Source organism: Flavobacterium gawalongense (genome assembly GCF_007097265.1).
In the GTDB taxonomy this organism is placed as follows: Bacteria; Bacteroidota; Bacteroidia; order Flavobacteriales; family Flavobacteriaceae; genus Flavobacterium; species Flavobacterium gawalongense.
In genome coordinates this window covers 1-15,953 of the sequence record NZ_VJZP01000013.1, presented here as the reverse complement: position 1 = coordinate 15,953, position 15,953 = coordinate 1, and the positions used below count along the sequence as shown (strand labels likewise).

The window sequence follows — 15,953 nt, the reverse complement described above, 5'->3', positions numbered from 1 at the left end:
CAGAAAATGAAAGTAACCATAGACGGTCAAAGCATAGAAGTAGAACCAGGAACAACAATCCTGCAAGCGGCACGTATGATAGGTGGAGAAGTAGTTCCGCCAGCGATGTGTTATTATTCTAAACTAAAAGGAAGCGGTGGAAAATGCCGTTGTTGTTTAGTGGAAGTTGCTAAAGGAAGTGAAGCCGATCCAAGACCAATGCCAAAATTAATGGCCTCTTGTGTAACCGGTTGTATGGACGGAATGGAAGTGAACAGCAAATCTTCTGATAGAGTAACCGAAGCAAGAAAATCGGTGACAGAGTTTTTATTGATTAATCACCCATTAGATTGTCCAGTTTGTGATCAGGCAGGAGAATGTGATTTGCAAAATTTAAGCTTTGAACACGGTAAATCAGAAACTCGTTTTATTGAAGAAAAGAGAACTTTTGAGCCAGAAAATATTGGTCCACATATTCAATTACACATGAATCGTTGTATTCTTTGCTACCGTTGTGTAATGGTTGCGGATCAATTGACAGACAATCGTGTTCACGGTGTGATGGATCGGGGGGATCACTCTAATATATCGACTTGTATTTCTAAAGCGATTGACAATGAGTTCTCAGGGAATATGATTGATGTTTGTCCAGTAGGAGCATTGACTGATAAAACGTTCCGATTCAAATCAAGAGTTTGGTTTAACAAACCGTACAATGCATACAGAGATTGTGATAAATGTTGTGGAAAAACTACGCTTTGGATGTTTGGTGACGAAATCCAACGTGTTACCGGAAGAAAAGATGAATACCATGAAGTAGAAGAATTTATTTGTAATGGTTGTCGTTTTGATCACAAAGACATAAAAGATTGGACTATTGAAGGACCGAGAGCATTTGAAAAAGATTCGGTTATCAATCAAAATAAATACTATAGAAAATTGCATAAAGTGGAAATCGCTACCGAAGAGAATATCCTTTTGGGTAGAGAAGAAGACCGCAAGAAAATAAGCATGGCCGAAATTCCATTGACCGAAGAAGACATTATGAATCAAAAAAGTTTGGGAAATAATGAATAGTACACTTATCATAGATAAAAGCGTAATTATTGTGGTGGTTTTTGCCATTACAATGCTTATGGCGATGTATTCTACTTGGGCAGAACGTAAAGTTGCAGCTTGGCTTCAAGACAGAATTGGGCCAAACAGAGCAGGTCCAATGGGATTGTTTCAACCGCTTGCCGATGGTTTGAAATTGTTTTCGAAAGAAGAGTTTGAACCAAATACACCCAATAGATTCTTGTTTTTTGTAGGTCCGGCAATTGCAATGAGTACAGCATTAATGACAAGTGCTGTTATTCCTTGGGGTGACCGTTTTCATTTGTTTGGAAGGGATATTTTACTTCAAGCAGCCGATATTGATGTGGCATTATTATACTTTTTTGGAGTAGTATCTGTAGGGGTTTATGGAATCATGATTGGTGGCTGGGCATCGAACAATAAGTTCTCTTTGATGGGTGCGGTTCGTGCGGCTTCGCAAATGGTTTCTTATGAAGTAGCAATGGGACTTTCTATGATTGCTTTATTGATGATGACTGGAACGTTAAGTTTAAGAGAAATTTCGGCGCAACAAGCTGGAATGAATTGGAATGTTTTTTATCAGCCATTGTCCTTTTTTATCTTTTTGATTTGTGCTTTTGCAGAAACGAACAGAACGCCATTTGACTTAGCGGAATGCGAAAGCGAATTAATTGGAGGATATCATACCGAATATTCATCCATGAAAATGGGATTTTATTTATTTGCTGAATATGCGAATATGTTTATTTCTTCAACAATTTTAGCGGTTTTATTCTTTGGGGGTTATAATTATCCGGGAATGAGTCGGGCTGTTGAAAATTGGGGTATTAATATTGCGAATGTTATTGGAATTGTTGCTCTTTTTGTAAAAATATGTGGATTCATTTTCTTCTACATGTGGGTAAGATGGACGATTCCAAGATTTAGATACGATCAATTGATGCATTTGGGTTGGAAAATATTAATTCCATTATCCATTATCAATATTGTGATCACTGGTATTGTAATTTTGAGAAGCGATATTGCTGCTTATTTAGGGCTATAATCCCCCTAGCCCCCAAAGGGGGAATTGTTGGAGTTGAAATCTTGAATTAAAAGTAAGGTGTCACAATTTGTGACCAGTTATAAAAATAGGTATTGGATTTGTGAAAGTTAGGTATAACATTTTGTGATACCTTGAAAAAACAAAAAAAGGTGATCGAATTTACAGTGAGTTAGAAACAATATTGTTAGTAAAAAAGTATATATTATTACAATTAGTCAATTTTAAATAAGTTATCTTTTAATATGGATGAGATTATTATACCAAACGAGGGTAATAACTAATAAAATTTATTTTATTAGAAACCTAAAAGTTATGCTAGATAGGGATTTAGCTGATTTGTATGATGTCACTTCTAAAAGATTACGCCAACAAGTTAATCGTAACGTTGATAAGTTTCCTGAACATTTTATGTTTAGGCTTAATGAAATTGAGGTTGATTTAATGGTGTCGCAAAATGCGATACCTTCAAAACAAGCTCTTGGCGGTTCACTTCCGTATGTATTTACGGAACACGGAATATTACAGTTATCTAATGTTGTGAAAAGCGAAAGAGCGACTCAAATGAGCATCAAAATAATAGAGATATTTGTAAGTTTGCGAGAATTTCTAACCGATAATTTAAGTGTAAAACTTGAAATTGAAGAAATAAAAAAGAAATTAGTAAATCACGATAAAAATATTGAATTGGTTTTTACTTATTTGGATGAGTTGATGGAAAAGCAAGACAATAAAGTAGAAAGGAATAAAATTGGTTACAAAAATTAGAGTTTAAAAAAAGGAACATTATTAGTACCGAAAAGCCCTAGCCCTGATAGCAGTGGAAATCCTTTTATCCTGGACTTGTTTCAGGATCCTGAAACAAGTCCAGGATAAAAGATTGAAACGAATAGCAGGATTAAGCTTCAAATAAAAATAAAAAATGTCAATAGAAAGTATATCCTTATCGGGAAGAAAAAAAATAGTCTCTAATAAAGAGATGACTTTTTGGGAAAGAATGTATCTGGTTGCGATTGTCAAAGGTTTGTTTATTACAATCAAACACTTGTTCACTCGAAAAGTTACCATTCAATATCCGGAACAAGTACGTGAAATGAGTCCTGTTTATCGCGGTCAGCATATGTTGAAACGTGATGAGGAAGGTCGTGAGAATTGTACGGCTTGTGGTTTATGTGCTTTGTCCTGTCCTGCAGAAGCGATCACCATGAAAGCTGCAGAACGCAGACAAGATGAAAAACATTTGTACAGAGAAGAGAAATATGCCTCAATATATGAGATCAATATGTTACGTTGTATTTTTTGTGGATTGTGTGAAGAGGCTTGTCCAAAAGACGCAATTTACCTGACGACTTCTAAAGTATTGGTTCCTTCCAGCTATGAGAGAGAAGATTTCATTTTTGGAAAAGACAAATTGGTCATGCCTTTGGAAATGGCAATGAAAAACGCTCAACTTAAAAACGCTAACTAATGTCTACGATACTTATAATTTTTTGTGTATTGGCTGCTATCACATTGTCAACCGCATTTTTGACTATTTTCAGTAAAAACCCAATACACAGTGCTATTTATTTAGTGATTTGTTTCTTTTCGATTGCGGGTCATTATTTATTATTGAATTCTCAATTTTTAGCGATAGTCCACATTATTGTTTATTCTGGAGCGATTATGATTTTGTTTTTATTCACCATCATGTTGATGAATTTAAATGAGGAAAGAGAAGTACACCGACCTAGAATCACTCGATTAGGAGCTATTGTTTCTTTTTGTTTGATTTGTTTGGTTTTGATAGCCATTTTCATCAACTCAAAACCTATAGTTGGAGAATACGTAACTACTGGCGAAGATTATCAGTCTATAAAAGTATTGGGTAAAATACTTCTGAATGAATATATGGTTCCTTTTGAATTTGCATCTATATTACTTTTGGTTGCTATGATTGGGACTGTGTTATTGTCTAAAAAAGAAAAATTGCAAAAATAAGATGAACAATATTTTAAACCACATTGGTATTGAAAATTATATTTTCCTAAGCGTGATACTTTTTTGTATTGGCGTTTTCGGAGTCTTGTACAGACGAAATGCCATTATCGTATTTATGTCAATTGAAATAATGCTGAATGCAGTAAACTTATTGTTTGTGGCATTTTCAACGTATCATCAAGATGCGCAAGGACAAGTTTTTGTGTTCTTCTCGATGGCTGTTGCAGCGGCAGAAGTTGCGGTAGGATTGGCAATTCTAGTTTCAATATTTAGAAATTTAGGGTCAATTACTATCGATAATTTAAAAAACTTAAAAGGATAAATGGAAATGAATACCAATATAGCTTTAGTTTTAGTTCTTGCTCCTTTTTTAGGATTTTTAATCAATGTTTTCTTCGGGAAAAGTCTGGGAAAATGGCTGTCCGGAATAATTGGAACCTTTTCTGTTGTGGTTTCTTTTATTGCGACGGCTTATTTTTTCAGTGGAATTTCAGCGCAACCGGAAGGAATTCATATTTCTCTTTTTGACTGGATCCAAATCAGTAATTTCAACGTTGATTTTGGATTCCAATTAGACCAATTGTCAATTTTATGGTTGCTTTTTGTAACCGGAATTGGATCTTTGATTCATTTGTATTCTATCAGTTACATGCATGATGATGAAAATATGCACCAATTTTTTGCGTATTTGAATTTGTTTATATTCTTCATGATCACTTTAGTGATAGGAAGCAACTTATTAGTAATGTTCATTGGATGGGAAGGCGTTGGTCTTTGTTCTTACTTGTTAATTGGATTCTGGCATAAAAACCAAGAGTACAATGATGCAGCTAAGAAAGCATTCATCATGAACCGAATTGGAGATTTAGGGTTGTTAGTTGGAATTTTCATTCTTGGGAATTTATTTTCAACCGTAGATTTTACAACATTAAAAACAGCTATAACTACTGCGCCAGACTATAATGATTTTTGGGTTGCGGTTGCTGCGTTAGCCCTGTTTATTGGAGCTTGTGGTAAATCGGCTCAAATTCCATTGTATACTTGGTTACCAGATGCGATGGCGGGTCCAACACCGGTATCTGCATTGATTCACGCTGCAACGATGGTTACTGCGGGTATTTTTATGATTACCAGATTAAATTTCTTATTTGATTTGACTCCAAGCGTTCAATCTATAATCGCCATAGTTGGAGCTGTGACTGCTTTAGTAGCCGCTACAATAGGATTGGTTCAAAATGATATTAAGAAAGTATTGGCTTATTCCACCGTTTCTCAATTGGGATTAATGTTCTTAGCTTTGGGTTTAGGTGCTTATGAAGTAGCCGTTTTCCATGTAATCACTCATGCTTTCTTCAAGGCTTGTTTGTTTTTGGGTTCAGGTTCGGTTATTCACGCTTTGCACGGAGAGCAAGACATGCGCAACATGGGCGGCTTGAAAAAGGCGATGCCAATTACTTTTGTAACGATGTTAGTAGCTTCTTTAGCTATTTCCGGAGTTCCATTATTTTCAGGTTTTTTCTCGAAAGACGAAGTTTTATTAGTGGCTTTCCATCATAATATTCCATTGTGGATTGTTGCTTCGATTGCTTCTATAATGACTGCTTTCTATATGTTTAGATTGATGTTTTTAACTTTCTTCCAAGAATTCAGAGGAACTTCAGCACAAAAACATCATTTGCATGAAAGTCCTTCTTTGATTACAATTCCTTTGATTGTTTTAGCAATTTTAGCGACAATTGGTGGTTTGATTAGTTTGCCTGGAAACAGTTGGTTGAATGGATATTTAACTCCTGTTTTACCAAAATTGGCAAATGCAGAACATCATTTAGGAACTACAGAATATATACTTATGGCTATTGCTGTGATAGGCGGATTAGTTGGAATAGGTATTGCTTACGCCAAATATATTAAACAAAATACTGTGCCGACAGAAGATGCTGAAATTACAGGATTTTCTAAAGTACTTTACAATAAATATTACGTTGATGAATTCTATGAAGCTATTTTTGTTAAACCGATTAATGTTTTGTCACGTTTTTTCAGAGACACTATAGAAACGGCTTTATCAGCTTTGGTTTTTGGATTCGGAAAAGTAACTAATGAAATAAGTTATCAAGGAAAGAAAATACAAAATGGAAGTATCGGACTTTATCTTTTTGTTTTCGTATTAGGGCTTTGTGCCATTGTTTCTTATTTATTTTTAGCTCAATAATCTTATACTATGAAATAGACTTTTTACGCCAAATTTCAATTATTAAATAAATTACATTTTAAAAGTCTATTACATTTGACATTTAAAAAATAATAAAAAATTACAAATGAATGTATCTCTAATATTAATTATACTTTTGGTTGGTGCGTTTGCAACTTATCTTGCGGGCGATAAACTGGCTTCAAAAATGGCTTTGTTCTTTGGGTTGGCTGCTGCAGGCGCTTCTATTGTATTATTAAATCACTATAATTTAGGTGAAAACATCAGTTTCATCAACCAGTGGATTACACAACCTAATATTTCTTTTGCTCTAAAAGCGGACGGATTATCCATGGCGATGCTTTTATTGACTACGGCTTTGACTCCAATAATTATTTTTTCTTCTTTTGGTAATCAATATAAAAAATCAAAATCATTTTATGCCTTAATTCTGTTTATGTCATTTGCAATGGCAGGAACATTCTTGGCATCAGACGGTCTTTTATATTACATTTTTTGGGAATTGTCTTTGATTCCAATTTACTTTATCGCCTTAATTTGGGGTAACGGAGATACAGAAGAACGTAAAAAAGCAGTAGTTAAATTCTTTATCTACACGCTTGCGGGTTCTTTATTTATGTTGGTGGCATTTGTTTATATGTATCAACAAGCGGGAAGTCTTTTATTGGAAGATTTATATAAATTAAACTTATCAGCGACTGAACAGTTGTGGATATTCTTGGCTTTCTTCTTGGCGTATGCCATTAAGATCCCATTAATTCCTTTCCATACTTGGCAAGCAAATGTGTACCAAAAAGCACCAACCGTTGGGACAATGCTTTTATCTGGGATCATGCTAAAAATGGGATTGTACAGTGTTATTCGTTGGCAATTGCCATTGGCGCCACTTGCCGCCAAAGAATACATGTATATTTTCATTGGACTTGGAATAGCGGGTGTGATTTACGGATCTATTGTAGCACTGAGACAAAAAGATTTAAAAAAATTATTGGCCTATTCTTCTTTGGCTCACGTTGGATTAATAGCAGCGGGAACATACACATTGACATTAGATGGATTGCGCGGAGCAGTTTTACAAATGATTGCACATGGATTTGTGGTTGTTGGATTGTTTTACGTCGCTGAGATTATTTTCAGAAGATATGAAACCAGAGCAATTGCCGAAATGGGAGGCATTCGTCCCCAATCACCAAAATTCACCTCAATGTTTTTGATATTGGTTTTGGCATCTGTTGCTTTGCCATCTACTTTTAACTTTGTTGGAGAATTTACCGTTTTATACAGCCTTTCTCAAATTAATATTTGGTTTGCTGTTTTAGGAGGAACAACTATAATTTTAGGGGCCTATTATATGTTGAAAATGTTCCAACACGCCATGTTAGGTGAAACCAATTCAAAAATCTTCGCTGATGTTACTTTCAATGAAGGATTAACTTTAGTATTAATAATAGGTGTTTTATTCTTTTTTGGGATGTATCCAAAACCAATTACCGATTTGATTACCCCAAGCCTTGAAGAAATTTTAACTCAAATAAACCGAATTAACTAAGTCAAATAAAAAAATGAATACATTAATAGCTATAATAGGATTAGGTGTTTTATGCCTTTTATTTGAAATTTTTAATTTAAGAAAAGCCATAGTTCCAATAATAATTATTGGGTTGTTGGGTGTTCTTGGTTTAACCATATCGGAATTTAATTCGACAGAGAGCTACTATAACAACATGATTGTTGTCAGTAAATTTTCAAGTACTTTTTCATCTTTGTTTATTGTGCTTACCATTTTCTTGGTCGCTTTAGGACATAATTTTTACGAAAATCACCAATCTAAAATCTCAGATTTCATTGCCATAAAAGTATTTTTATTGGCAGGAGCAGTAGCGATGGTTTCTTTTGGAAACTTAGCGATGTTCTTTTTAGGAATCGAAGTATTATCAATATCACTTTATATTCTTGCGGCAAGTAACCGTATGAATTTAAAAAGTAACGAAGCGGGAATGAAGTATTTCTTAATGGGATCTTTTGCTTCGGGAATCATTCTGTTTGGGATCTGTTTAATTTACGGAGCGATGGGAAGTTTTGACGTTACTGAAATCAGTGAATTGTCGCAATCGGCTGAATTGCCAATTTGGTTTCCAATCGGAATTGTATTGGTAACAATCGGAATGTTGTTTAAAGTGGCGGCAGTTCCATTTCATTTCTGGGCACCGGACGTTTACGAAGGTTCTCCTGCATTGACAACTGCATTGATGAGCACTTTGGCGAAAGTAGTTGCCACGGCGACATTATACAAGTTGTTATCGGTTATGAATGCGGATATTTCTGAGTCATTTAAAATTATTGTGGTTGTTATTTCTATGGCTTCGATGACGGTTGGGAATATTATGGCATTGAGACAAACAAACGTAAAACGTATGTTGGCTTTTTCAGGAATTTCCCATGCTGGTTTTATGTTGATGACTTTATTGAGTTTGTCCACTTCAGCGGGTAGTTTGTTGTATTATGCTTCGGCTTATTCTTTATCTGGAATCGCTGCTTTTAGTGTGATTTTATACGTTTGTAAAAATAGAGATAACGAAGATATTGTGAATTTTCACGGTTTAGGAAAAACGAATCCATTGTTAGCCGCTATTCTTACCGCTTCTTTGCTTTCTATGGCTGGTATTCCAATTTTCGCTGGATTCTTTGCTAAGTTGGTTTTGTTCAATCAAACGATTCAAGCAGGTTATTTGGCTTTAGTAATCGTAGCAGTTGTGAATTCAATTATAAGCGTTGGTTACTACTTCAAATTGATTTTGGCGATGTACACTAAAGAACCAAACGAAGAAAGAAAAGGAACGCCAGTTATTATTTATGCCGTTGCCGTTATAGCGATTGTGTTGAATATCGCATTAGGGTTGTTTCCTTCCTTAGTTTTGGATTTATTGTCATAAACCTAAGCTTTAAAAATATACAGAAAACCATCAAGAGTAATTTTGATGGTTTTTTAGTTTTTATTAAATGATTACTTTTATAAAGTTATGTTTCTAGATATTTGTGTAGTTTCTATTACCAAAATTTCAGAGAACAAATGATGTAGTGGTTGAACAGAAAATAAATTAAGTAGGTTTTATGGATATTAAACTTTTTGTAATTAGTATTGTTTTTGTCATCATAGGAGTTGTTATTATGATAAAGCATAAATTTTATGAGTATGATACAAATGATATGTCATTTGCAACAAAACTAAAAATTTTCTTAAGTGGTCTACTTTTTAGTTTAATTGGTATTTACGGTTTGATGAATGAAATACTAAAATTGTAATCCCAAATGGTTGGTTTGTGAGGTTTCCTGTTTCCTTGATTGTAATAAATATTTACTATTTGGGTATCTATAATAAAATTCCAAAACTCAAAAAGCTCAGAACCAAATTGATTAATTTTGCCTTATAAAATCAATTTTGAATTTCAATTAAAATGAAGATAGAAAATAAATTAAAAGTTCAAATCTGGTCGGACATCATGTGTCCGTTTTGTTATATAGGAAAAAGAAGAATAGAAGAAGCTTTACAGAATTTCGAGCATAAAGAAGCGGTTGAAATTGAATGGAAAAGTTTTCAGTTAGACGCTAATTTTATTGCCTCGCCTGAGGACAATATGGTAGAGCATTTGGCAGAAAAATACAGAAAAGACAATGATTGGGCTCAAAATATACTCGATAAGATGACTCAAAACGCAAAAACGGCAGGATTGGATTTTCATTTTGAAAAAGCAGTTCTGGCGAATTCATGGAATGCACATCGTTTACTGCATTTGGCCAAAAAGCACAATCTGGCAAATAATTTAGAAGAATTATTATTCAAAGCGTATTTAACCGATGGCAAGAACGTTAACGATTTAGATACATTAAAAGAGTTGGGACTTGAAGTAGGACTAGAAGCTGAATCTATTGAACAGGTTTTACATTCTAATGCGTATGCAAATGAAGTAAAGCAAGACATTAAAGAAGCAAATTCAATTGGCGTTCAAGGTGTTCCCTTTTTTGTTTTCGATACTAAATATGCAATTTCCGGAGCGCAACCCGCAGCTGCTTTTCTACAAACTTTGGAGAAAGTATGGGAAGAAGGAAAATTTGATTCGAATGTGACTTTGCTGAATACGATAACCGAAAATAGTTGTGACATCAATGGTTGTGACTAAAATGGAAAATAGTTTAACTATTATATAATAACTCAGTTGTGTCAAAGGTATATTATTTACGCAGCGGTTAGCTAGAAATAGCTTCAAACAAAAGTCCCGTTGATACGAATACCAACGGGACTTTTTAAACTAACCATTATAACAAACGAACTATCTTTTATCTATTCTAATATCTAAACTTCCTACTATTTTAGTGTCTTCGACTTTGGCTTTTGTACCGTTGTTTTTATAATAGTATTGATCCTGATCATTTGAATTTTGGTTATAATCATAATCATAATCGTTATTACCATTGTCATTTTGGTTATTTCCATAATTACAATCATGATCGTAGTTGTCATTGATATTTTGGCTGTATTCATTCGCTCTACGTCCTTTTACACTTCCAATAATATCAACAATTTGACCACGACGGTTGTAGATAATTTGCAATCCACCTACTTGTTCCAAGGCATAACGGTTGTAAGTCATGTATACAGAACCAACTCGTTTAATTCTATCATTCGAATCATAGTTGATAAACACATTTCCAATACGTCTTATTCTGCCCATATTATCGTGTTCCACTTTTACACCGTAATTTTTGTTTCGAAAATTTGTGGGTACACCATACGTTTTATTTACAGCATTTCTTTTACTTGATTTATAATACATATTGCCGGTTGAAGGACGTGTATTGAAATCAAATTGTCCGTCAGGAAACACAAAAAATTCAATTCCTCTTTCTGTGAACACAATTGGTTCCGCATTTCTAAAATCAACAGGTAATCTTCTCTCATGAGAAAAATTGTTTTTTTCTGTTGCATTCGCTACACCACCTCCAATAAGGAAGATACTAGCTACTAAAAGGGTAATTTTTTTCATAATCAATATAATTTGGGTTTTGCCTACTCTTGAGCTTTTCGGCTTTCGCTTTTTTACTTATTTGATTAGGTATATCCAAGTAGCATGCCAAAAATTTGAATCACGGTTTTGTGTTTTAGGCTGTCGATCGATTGTTTTTATTTAAATACCTTAAAATCAATTGATTATTATTTTATAAAATAAGCAATAATAATTTCTGCTGGAGCGAAGATTTAGGTGTTTTTTAATGCAATTTTTTGTTTCACGATATTCTTTTCTCACCATTTTACGGAATACAACAATCAAGAACAGTTGCATATTAATAGTTGAGACTAAAACGAAAAGTTATTTTATTTCCATGCTAAATAAACTTGTTGAAAGCTGTGTCTTTGTCAATAAATAATTAAATTTACTTTAACCTTAACGGTGTGTTTTATTTACGAATAGGGTATAGGTGATATGAAAATTGGCTTGGTAAAAAGTAATAAACTAATGCTATAAGTTGCATTATTTCAAAATTATGGAAATGATTAATAGAAGTGAAAGTACAAAAATAATTCGTTGGGGAATATTAGGATGTGGGGATGTTACTGAAGTAAAAAGTGGTCCCGCATACCAGAAAACAGATGGTTTTGAAGTCGTAGCAGTGATGCGAAGAGATGCTGAAAAAGCGGCTGATTATGCCAAAAGACATGGAATTAGTAAATATTACACTGATGCGGATGACTTGATTAATGATCCTGATATTGATGCGATTTACATTGCCACACCTCCAGATGTTCATAAATATTATGGACTCAAAGTGGCTGTAGCTGGAAAAATCTGCTGTATCGAAAAGCCTTTGGCACCAAATTACCAAGATAGTCTCGCAATTTATGAAGCTTTTGAAGAAAAAAATATTCCTTTGTTTGTTGCGTATTACAGACGTGCACTACCTCGTTTTGAACAGATAAAAAGGTGGCTTGATTCTAATAGTATTGGCGATGTCAGACACATCAAATGGCATTTGAGTAAACCCGCAACGGCTCAAGATTTATTAGGAGAATACAACTGGCGGACCGACGTTGACATCGCTACTGCTGGTTATTTTGATGACTTGGCCAGTCATGGGTTGGATTTGTTTATTCATCTTTTAGGAAATATTAAAGAGGTATCTGGTTTTAGTCTTAACCAGCAGGGATTGTATTCTGCTAAAGATGCTGCTGTGGCTTGTTGGCTTCATGAATCCGGAATTACGGGTACTGGAAGTTGGAACTTTGGTTGCTATGAGCGAGAAGATAAAGTCGAGATTTTTGGAAGTAAAGGAAAAATAGCATTTTCTGTATTTGAAAATGAGCCTTTAGTACTTTCTAATGAACAAGGACAAACCGAGCTTTTTATTGAGCATCCAGAAAATATTCAGTTGTATCATGTAAACCAAATGCGAGAACACCTTCTGGGAAACAGTGAACATCCTTCTACAGGTTTGACTGGTGCTCATACGAGCTGGGTTATGGACAAGATTATAGGAAACCTTTAGCATTTTTAAAATAGTTCAAAGCAAAAAAAGAGGCTACCCTAAAAAGACAGCCTCCTCAATTACTACAATTTTTTTAATCACTATTTGGCTTCAACTGTTTCGACAAAAGTTTTGCCATTAGAAGTTATCATGAATGTACATTTGTCTCCTTTCATGTTACTTAAGTCAAATATTTTACCTATATTCAATTCAGCTGGTAAGGTTTCATTATATACCTCTGTATCATTTGAGCTGTAAATTTTAACAGTAACTGGAACTTGATTTAAGTTTAATATGTTAAGCGTTACTATTCCGTTTTTGTTTACTAAAACTGGTTTGTAAACTTCAGAAATGGCATCAGCAGATAATTTGGCTACTTTACCAACAACCTCAATTTTATACTTTGAGATTTTAAGGTCACTTTCAGCTTGTAAGTAATATACTCCGTCAGGGAAAGCCGTCAAATCGTATGTTCTGTTAATATCGTCGTCAGAAGTAACATTTTCTTGATAAATTAAATTGTCACTGGTGTCATAAATCGACAAGTCGACTTTCTTGATCTCTCTTAAAGTAAAACTTACAGTCTTTCCTTCTTCTTTTTTTAAATCTAATGAGAAATCAGTGTTCCCTGCATGTGCTTCTACGGCAGTTAATGCTACTGCGGCTAACACTAAACTAAATTTTAAAATCTTTTTCATAATAGTAATTTTTAGATTTATATTGATATTTATTTAGGGCTAAATTACTTTAACAAATTCATTAAGAATAATGCAGAATTTTCAAGTTTGTATGCTATTTTACCTTTTACGAAATCGATAAAGGTTAAAAATATCAATGATATTGGTATTTTAGATATTTTTACATTAATTCTAAATTCTGGAATATGAGACCTATACTACCAAACTTAGAAATCATAACACCTTCTTTTGGAAGTTCATTTTCTTTCTCGAAATATGATGAAAATGCTAACAATAATGCAAACCACTGGCATTATCATCCTGAAATTGAACTGGTTTTTGTAAATGGGGGATCTGGGAAACGACAAATAGGGAGTCATATATCCTATTATACTGATGGAGACCTAATACTGATAGGGAGTAATCTGCCTCATTGCGGGTTTACCAATGAAGAAACAGGAAACAAAAACGAAACGGTCATACAGATGAAACCGGATTTTCTGGGGAATGATTTTTTTGATATTTCCGAAATGACAAATATTAGAAACTTATTCAACCAAGCTAAATCAGGAATTTCATTTTTAGGAGAAACAAAGAAAGATATAGGGACTAAAATAGAAGCAATGGAGGAACAGTCTCAATTGGAGAGGCTATTGAGCATGCTATCAATCCTAAATGAACTCGAACTATCCAAAGAAAGCATAGTTTTGAATGCAAAGGGTTTCTCCATGGAAATGGAAATGCAGGACAATGACCGTGTAAATGTTATTTTCAATTATGTAAAAGACAATTTTCAGGAACATATTACTCTCGAAGAGGTTGCTGTATTGGTAAGCATGACTGTACCTTCTTTTTGCCGGTATTTTAAAAAGATTACCAATAAAACATTCACTCATTTTGTAAATGATTACCGACTTGTTCACGCATCCAAGTTGTTAGCCGAAAAACCCATAAGCATTACTGAAATCTGCTTTGAAAGCGGTTTCAATAACTTCAGCTATTTTAATAAATCCTTCAAAGAATTCACGGGAAAAAGTGCTTCGCAATATCGTCAGGAACTTCGATCTATTCTTAAGTAAGGCGACATTTTTTTAGATGTCAATGTATTATTTTTAGCTTATAACACATGTTGTTGAAAAAGAGTGAGTTTTGAATAAAAATCTTCCATTAAAAGTCCGACATCAAGTTTCTTGTAAACCCTGATATTTCTTCCTTTTGAATTTACTTCATAAAGTCCCTGATCATTAATCAGTGGAGAAGGACGCAAAACATATTGGCTTGAAGAAGGATCGGCTTCAAATGAAGATTGCAGAGCAGTTAACAACACCAAGGGACTATCGCCTAATATGTATGTTTCACCTATAGGGTAATTAACAGAAGTCAGATAACTCATAATCTTCTCAACAGATTTACCTAAAAAGTTTCCAATTTTGCCCTGATTTTTAATCTTAAGTAGTAAAGAAGAATAAGGTAATAATACTTGGCGATAAGTATCACGTGGAACTTGCCATATTGGTATTTGGGAATTATTGAAGATTACCTGCCCCGCTTTTATATCAATACCCAAATTATATTCCAAACTTGTATAGCCCGGAGGTGGCGTAGCAATATCCGAATATTCAGGTCCTCCAATCCATATCAATGTTAACCGATCAGCTATTTTGGGTTCTAATAAGTAGGCGCTTGCTAAATCCGTTAGTCCGGCACCACAAACGACATATAATGGCAATTTGGTATCTTCTCTTATTGCTTCTTTTACAATGAAAGCTGCCGCTTCTGATTGTTGCGGCGTATTAAAATCTTTTAAAGCTTCGTTAGATCCCTGATATACATTGTAATTATGTTCTAACTTCATAATTTTCAAGAGTTCTAAAACTTTATTCCTAGCATTTACAGCTGTACTATTCGAATTATCAAAGCCATCCCCAGGTTTAAGGTGTGACCCGATTATTCCTCTGATTTCAACGGAAGGAGATAACAAATGTTGAACCAGCTCAAATAATCCGTCAGGATCTCCACCAAAATCATTGTCGATGATTAATCGCATTCTCGGCTTGACCTTATTTTCATCAAACAAATTCGGCGATTTATGATTTGTTTTCTCTTGGGCCAATACATTTGCACTTAACAATACTGAAAGTATTATAAATAAGATGTTTTTCATAATTATAAATTTTGAATCACTTTTTGATTTTTAAAGAAGGATATGGGCGATGCATTTAATAAATGTTCCATGTAATACGAGCGTCAAATCTATAGCCTACAATAGTAAGATTCATTTACTTCCTGCCAATTACATCAAAAAATAGAGTTGCAATTAACCAAATTGCAACTCTATAAAACTACTCATCCTTTAATATGATTAGTTTTTCACTTACTAACTCACCTTGCGCAAAAAACATCTCAAAAAATATTGTTTTAACATTTTCATTGTTAACAACTTATATTTCATAAAATTCACCACTAA

The 15,953-nt window shown here is 33.9% G+C and carries 15 protein-coding genes; 12 read left to right on the top strand and 3 right to left on the bottom strand.

All coding sequences use genetic code 11. From position 1 onward, the window contains the following. The first annotated feature begins 6 nt into the window (after nt 1–6). The 10 genes from FNW38_RS08845 to FNW38_RS08795 all read left to right on the top strand — a co-directional run bounded on the left by FNW38_RS08845 (nt 7) and on the right by FNW38_RS08795 (nt 10,468). A complete protein-coding gene (locus tag FNW38_RS08845) occupies nt 7–1,056 on the top strand; it encodes a 2Fe-2S iron-sulfur cluster-binding protein (protein ID WP_144066680.1) in 1,050 nt (349 codons plus the stop codon). Beyond that, nucleotides 1,049–2,101: an NADH-quinone oxidoreductase subunit NuoH gene (nuoH, locus tag FNW38_RS08840; RefSeq protein ID WP_144066681.1), complete on the top strand. Its 1,053-nt coding sequence runs from the start codon at nt 1,049–1,051 to the stop codon at nt 2,099–2,101. The genes FNW38_RS08845 and nuoH overlap by 8 nt, the downstream gene beginning before the upstream one ends. A gap of 312 nt (nt 2,102–2,413) precedes the next feature. Next, nucleotides 2,414–2,866, top strand: a complete 453-nt coding sequence (locus FNW38_RS08835) for an ORF6N domain-containing protein (protein ID WP_235890181.1) — start codon at nt 2,414–2,416, stop codon at nt 2,864–2,866. A 154-nt stretch (nt 2,867–3,020) separates the two neighbouring features. Then, on the top strand, nt 3,021–3,566 hold the full coding sequence (locus FNW38_RS08830; protein ID WP_143387177.1) for a NuoI/complex I 23 kDa subunit family protein: 546 nt from the start codon (nt 3,021–3,023) through the stop codon (nt 3,564–3,566). After that, complete coding sequence (locus FNW38_RS08825; protein ID WP_143387176.1) at nt 3,566–4,078, top strand: NADH-quinone oxidoreductase subunit J family protein; 513 nt, start codon at nt 3,566–3,568, stop codon at nt 4,076–4,078. Before FNW38_RS08830 ends, FNW38_RS08825 begins: the two co-directional genes overlap by 1 nt. Before the next feature lies 1 nt (nt 4,079). Next, on the top strand, nt 4,080–4,400 hold the full coding sequence (gene nuoK / locus FNW38_RS08820) for an NADH-quinone oxidoreductase subunit NuoK (protein WP_066079401.1): 321 nt from the start codon (nt 4,080–4,082) through the stop codon (nt 4,398–4,400). Nucleotides 4,401–4,406: 6 nt separating this feature from the next. Beyond that, nucleotides 4,407–6,290, top strand: a complete 1,884-nt coding sequence (gene nuoL / locus FNW38_RS08815; protein ID WP_143387175.1) for an NADH-quinone oxidoreductase subunit L — start codon at nt 4,407–4,409, stop codon at nt 6,288–6,290. A 106-nt stretch (nt 6,291–6,396) separates the two neighbouring features. Continuing rightward, nucleotides 6,397–7,839 carry a complex I subunit 4 family protein gene (locus FNW38_RS08810; protein WP_144066682.1) on the top strand — a complete coding sequence of 481 codons (1,443 nt, stop codon included), beginning with the start codon at nt 6,397–6,399 and terminating at the stop codon, nt 7,837–7,839. A gap of 13 nt (nt 7,840–7,852) precedes the next feature. Then, a complete protein-coding gene (locus tag FNW38_RS08805) occupies nt 7,853–9,223 on the top strand; it encodes an NADH-quinone oxidoreductase subunit N (RefSeq protein WP_143387173.1) in 1,371 nt (456 codons plus the stop codon). Between the two features lie 522 nt (nt 9,224–9,745). Further along, nucleotides 9,746–10,468: a DsbA family oxidoreductase gene (locus tag FNW38_RS08795; RefSeq protein ID WP_143387171.1), complete on the top strand. Its 723-nt coding sequence runs from the start codon at nt 9,746–9,748 to the stop codon at nt 10,466–10,468. A gap of 150 nt (nt 10,469–10,618) precedes the next feature. On the opposite strand, the gene FNW38_RS08790 is transcribed toward FNW38_RS08795, so the two are convergent. Then, nucleotides 10,619–11,332, bottom strand: a complete 714-nt coding sequence (locus FNW38_RS08790; RefSeq protein ID WP_144064812.1) for a hypothetical protein — start codon at nt 11,330–11,332, stop codon at nt 10,619–10,621. A gap of 505 nt (nt 11,333–11,837) precedes the next feature. On the opposite strand from FNW38_RS08790, the gene FNW38_RS08785 reads away from it, so the two are divergent. Continuing rightward, a complete protein-coding gene (locus tag FNW38_RS08785; protein WP_144064813.1) occupies nt 11,838–12,830 on the top strand; it encodes a Gfo/Idh/MocA family protein in 993 nt (330 codons plus the stop codon). A gap of 80 nt (nt 12,831–12,910) precedes the next feature. Here the strand turns inward: FNW38_RS08785 and FNW38_RS08780 are convergent, their stop codons facing one another. After that, complete coding sequence (locus FNW38_RS08780) at nt 12,911–13,507, bottom strand: hypothetical protein (protein WP_143387168.1); 597 nt, start codon at nt 13,505–13,507, stop codon at nt 12,911–12,913. Nucleotides 13,508–13,692: 185 nt separating this feature from the next. Here FNW38_RS08780 and FNW38_RS08775 point away from each other — a divergent pair, with 185 nt between their 5' ends. After that, the gene (locus FNW38_RS08775; protein WP_144064814.1) at nt 13,693–14,565 is read left to right on the top strand and encodes an AraC family transcriptional regulator; all 873 of its coding nucleotides are present in this window, start codon (nt 13,693–13,695) and stop codon (nt 14,563–14,565) included. A 38-nt stretch (nt 14,566–14,603) separates the two neighbouring features. On the opposite strand, the gene FNW38_RS08770 is transcribed toward FNW38_RS08775, so the two are convergent. Continuing rightward, nucleotides 14,604–15,650, bottom strand: coding sequence for a nucleoside hydrolase (locus FNW38_RS08770; protein ID WP_144064815.1), 1,047 nt, complete (start codon nt 15,648–15,650; stop codon nt 14,604–14,606). Nucleotides 15,651–15,953 lie beyond the last annotated feature (303 nt).